The organism is Moorena sp. SIO2C4, assembly GCF_010672485.1.
GTDB lineage: Bacteria > Cyanobacteriota > Cyanobacteriia > Cyanobacteriales > Coleofasciculaceae > Moorena > Moorena producens.
The window spans coordinates 1-3,984 of record NZ_JAAHGN010000708.1 but is presented as its reverse complement, the minus strand read 5'-3'; the positions used below and the strand labels follow the sequence as shown (position 1 = coordinate 3,984).

The window sequence follows — 3,984 nt, the reverse complement described above, 5'->3', positions numbered from 1 at the left end:
TAGCAATAATTGAGAATGCTCCAAATGACGAACAAAGCTTTCGGGCATTGGTGGAACGGGTGGGGCCTTTACGGCAACGTTATCATCCCACCAATGTATTTACTATGGATAGACAAAACACAGTTGTTCAAGCTATCCAACACTCTTATCAATTGGGGCGTTTAAGAAATCATACAGACGTTACTGCCTTCGATATTCCCACTGGAATCCAATATCTGCAATGTACCCTCTACGACAACCCGGATAACGACAGACAAGCCTATTCTACCGTCGTTGATGGTTTCAAATTAGCAGAGGTAATCAAAACAGAAAACCCCTACTTCTTTGAGCTACTTACCACAGAATATATACCAGCAGGTCGTCGGCGACTCTCTGTAGAAGAGAAACTATCGGAAAATGATTTCAGCCCCCGAAAATACGAATGGGAAGCTTATCGACGTAATCATCTAATTAACTTAGATGAAAATGGAGAAGTTTATCAGATTCGGTATAACCACAACACCAGGATACCTCTAGAAGTTTCCTACGATAAGATTCAAGACCTATTGACAGCCTACCGAAGATTTTCCCAACTGTTACAAGATCCTGACTATAATGCCGAATTTCTACTGACTCCTGGACAGGTGTTAGTAGTTGACAACTGGCGAGTGCTCCATGGACGTACTGGTATCTGGAGTCCTTTCCTGAAACGAACCTTGCTAGGAGCCTACTTGGAGGAAGAAACCTTCCGCTGTAGACGGCGAATTTTGCTAGGGGAGAAAACTGGGATGTCAAACCTGTGGTTAATGGGATGCTCAGACCGTGCTTTGGAAATTCTCGCAGATCGCTATGTTTGAGATGCATAATCTTAATCGATGGGAAGTGAAGCGCTGTAAACAACAGACAGCGCTTGCATCAGAAAATTAAAGCTATTTTTAGGGCGCACAAACGTGCGCCCTAACTATTATAATAGTTGCTGAGTATCACAAATTAGTAATTTGTTACTAAATAATATGCCAGTTATTAAAGTGGCACAAGCGAAAAAAATTTTTACCCTCTGATTTTACTATACCTTTCCGAGGAATTGTTAAAGCAGACATAATATGACTTAAGGGTGAGATGCTGATTGCATTAACAGGGATTGGGCATGGTAACCCAGTCATTAGCTGTTTCCTGTCGAACTAACCAAGGACATTAATATCCTCTTGACTCTAACTGTTATAAGCGGAGGATTCTGCCCAATTTTGTCAAACATTTGGCCGTAATCCCAGGCTCTAGTATTGAATATGAATATATAGTGGAAGAGTCTTGAGTTTGGTAGGGCTAACAACAGCTAGCTTGAAACGTCCTAATCACTCCTCCTAGGCAGGAGTTTACTTTAAGTGACAAACACCAATTACCACTCACCAATCACGACTCACCAATCACGACTACTGCCACCATTTCATCTATGAGGGAAACTGATGGTCTTATCTTTGAAAATCGTACATGATACCTTCCTAAAACAGCAACCTGTACCCAGCCAGAAGATCGAAAATGAAGAGGATAAAGTTTGGGTCAAAAAAGGCAGGGAACTAGAGCTGCACAGCTGGGTAGACCTCAAAGAAGAGAAGTCTTACCTGCGGGTTGCTTTGACCAAAGATGAATTTAATGGCAAGAATACCTGGTACGTCTACGAACCCCATGTGGAAGTTTGGGATGACGACAAGCAGTTGTTCCCTAAGAAAATATCCATCAAGGTCAGGAATGTTACCTCCTGCTCCACAGAAGTGGTTCGGGGGCTAGACAAACAGATTATTGATGAAATGAACCGACTCATCCCGAATGTACTAATCAGTTTTGATGATTTAGATGTGGAACTAGGTCCTGCTGTCTGGGCTATGCTGCAACCCGCTGCCAAAAGAGCCCTCGAACGTGCTATTCAAGACCGGGGCGTTCCCATGGTAATCAATTCAGCCTATCGCACCATTGCCCAGCAATTAGTGTTATATAACCACTACAGAAATCGCCGTTGCGGTATTCCCATTGCTGCCCGTCCGTCTCGAAGTAATCACCAAAGTGGTCTAGCCATTGATATTTCAGATTACCTGAGCTGGCGACCTTACCTCCAGAAGTACGGCTGGCGATGGCTCGGTTGGGGGGACCCAGTTCATTTCGACTACGTAGGCGGACGGACCCGAGACATTCGCTCCCTAGCAGTGCGGGCATTCCAGCGAGTTTGGAACCGCTATAATATCAATGACCGGATTGCCGAAGATGGTTCCTACGGACCATCAACCGAGAGACGACTAAACAATAGTTTTTCAGAAGGGTTTTCGATCTCGGTACCCCCCAAGACCGAATCTGACAAGTCAATACAATTTCGGGTACTGCGCCTAAGCCAACCTTACATGAAGGGAGAAGACGTACGTGCTATTCAACAAGCCTTGGCCAAAGCAGGCTATAGTCTGGAGCCGGATGGTGTCTATGGACCAGGTAGTGAGGGAGTTGTAAAGCAGTTCCAAGAACAAAACGGCTTAGATGTAGATGGAGTTGTCGGCCCAGCAACCCGTGCCAAGATGGGACTTTAATCGAGAACCATTGACCCTAACCCAATGGTCAATGGCAAAACAATGTATCATTCATTCACAAGTTCCAGAGGTATTCATCATTCCTAAGTCATCATTGATTGTTTCATTGATTGTTTCTCCGTAACTGACAATTTAAATGCGAAATGCGTAAGCTATTAGCACGACTTTTTAAAGCTATCTACCGAATTATTTTCCGACCAAAAAACGGTAAACTAAGGAGAAGAGACCAACCCATGGCACGTATTCTAATTTCCGCTGGTCATGACCTCAAAGACCCGGGAGTAGTGGCTTTAGGCACAACAGAATCTCGGGAAATGATACTTACCCGTAATGAAATTGTTAAAGAGCTTGAATTACGGGGAGTAGATTGTATTGTTGTTCCTGACTCTCTCAGTCGTCGAGACACGATTCGATGGATCAATACCAATGCTGTGCCTGGTGACGTAGCCTTGGAAATCCATGGTAATGCCTTTAACGGTTCCCTGCGAGGGGCTCAAGCTTTTTACATCTATGGTAACGATGAAAGGCAGCTGGATGCTCAGCTCTTACTGAATGCCTTACTCCAAGAAATTCCTGAACTTCCCAGTCGTGGCGTTCAACCCGATATCCACTCTCCAAATCGGCGTGGCTTATCCTTTTGTCGTCAGGTAGCAGTCTCTTCGGTACTCATGCAGTTGTGTTTTATCGACAATCCTCAAGACCTAGAGTTACTGCAAAATCAGCGGGAAAAATTTGCCAAAGGGATTGCTCAAGGGTTAATTCAATGGAGCGGTCAGACTCCAAAAACTCCTGAATTTCCTACTATCAATATCTTTATTAAACAACAGAAGTATGACGAAAAAGGTATTTTAATTAATAGCAATGCCTTTATTCCCGTTGATTTAGTGGAAATGCTCGGGATTAGCCTAACTGATCGGGAAGATATTCGCCAAATCAGTTATGGAAATGTTGTCTATGTCAAAGCGGTAGACTTACAGGATTTTAATATAGCTGCATCCTGGGAAAATCAGACAAAAACTGTAATTTTAAATTCACTTCCCCGCACCTTACTGGAAGATGGTGACCAAATTATGGGGATGGGAAATGCCACGGAAAGCCAATTGAAAAGCTTTCTTGAGAAAAACAATGAAGACGGTTTAAAACAATTTCCTGACTTACCCAGACTTTACATAGAAGAAGCGGAAAATGAGTTAGTTAACCACGATGTTGCCTTCTGTCAGATGTGTTTGGAAACCGATTATTTACGCTTTGGAGGGAAGGTCAAACCTGAGCAGAATAACTTCTGTGGATTGGGTACTGTTGAGGCTAGTGCTGCTGGTGCTACATTTCCTGACCCGAAAACAGGAGTTAAAGCTCACATTGAGCACCTGAAGGCATATGCCAGTACTGATATGATTAACGAGCCCCCGATAGTAGACCCTCGTTTTGACTATGT

General features: G+C 43.6%; 3 protein-coding genes. All 3 read left to right on the top strand.

The features are described from left to right. The coding region (locus tag F6K20_RS27605) for a TauD/TfdA family dioxygenase (RefSeq protein WP_287296808.1) at positions 1–836 on the top strand (836 nt) is incomplete at its 5' end. 606 nt (positions 837–1,442) lie between these two features. Further along, positions 1,443–2,549 carry a peptidoglycan-binding protein gene (locus tag F6K20_RS27600; protein WP_008188316.1) on the top strand — a complete coding sequence of 369 codons (1,107 nt, stop codon included), beginning with the start codon at positions 1,443–1,445 and terminating at the stop codon, positions 2,547–2,549. 233 nt (positions 2,550–2,782) lie between these two features. Continuing rightward, positions 2,783–3,984 (top strand): hormogonium tapered terminus morphoprotein TftA (gene tftA / locus F6K20_RS27595; RefSeq protein WP_287296807.1); only part of this gene is annotated, 1,202 nt, incomplete at its 3' end.

Coding starts and splice junctions, on each gene's coding strand:
- F6K20_RS27600 (WP_008188316.1), top strand. CDS start 1,443: ATGGTCTTATCTTTGAAAATCGTACATGATACCTTCCTAAAACAGCAA.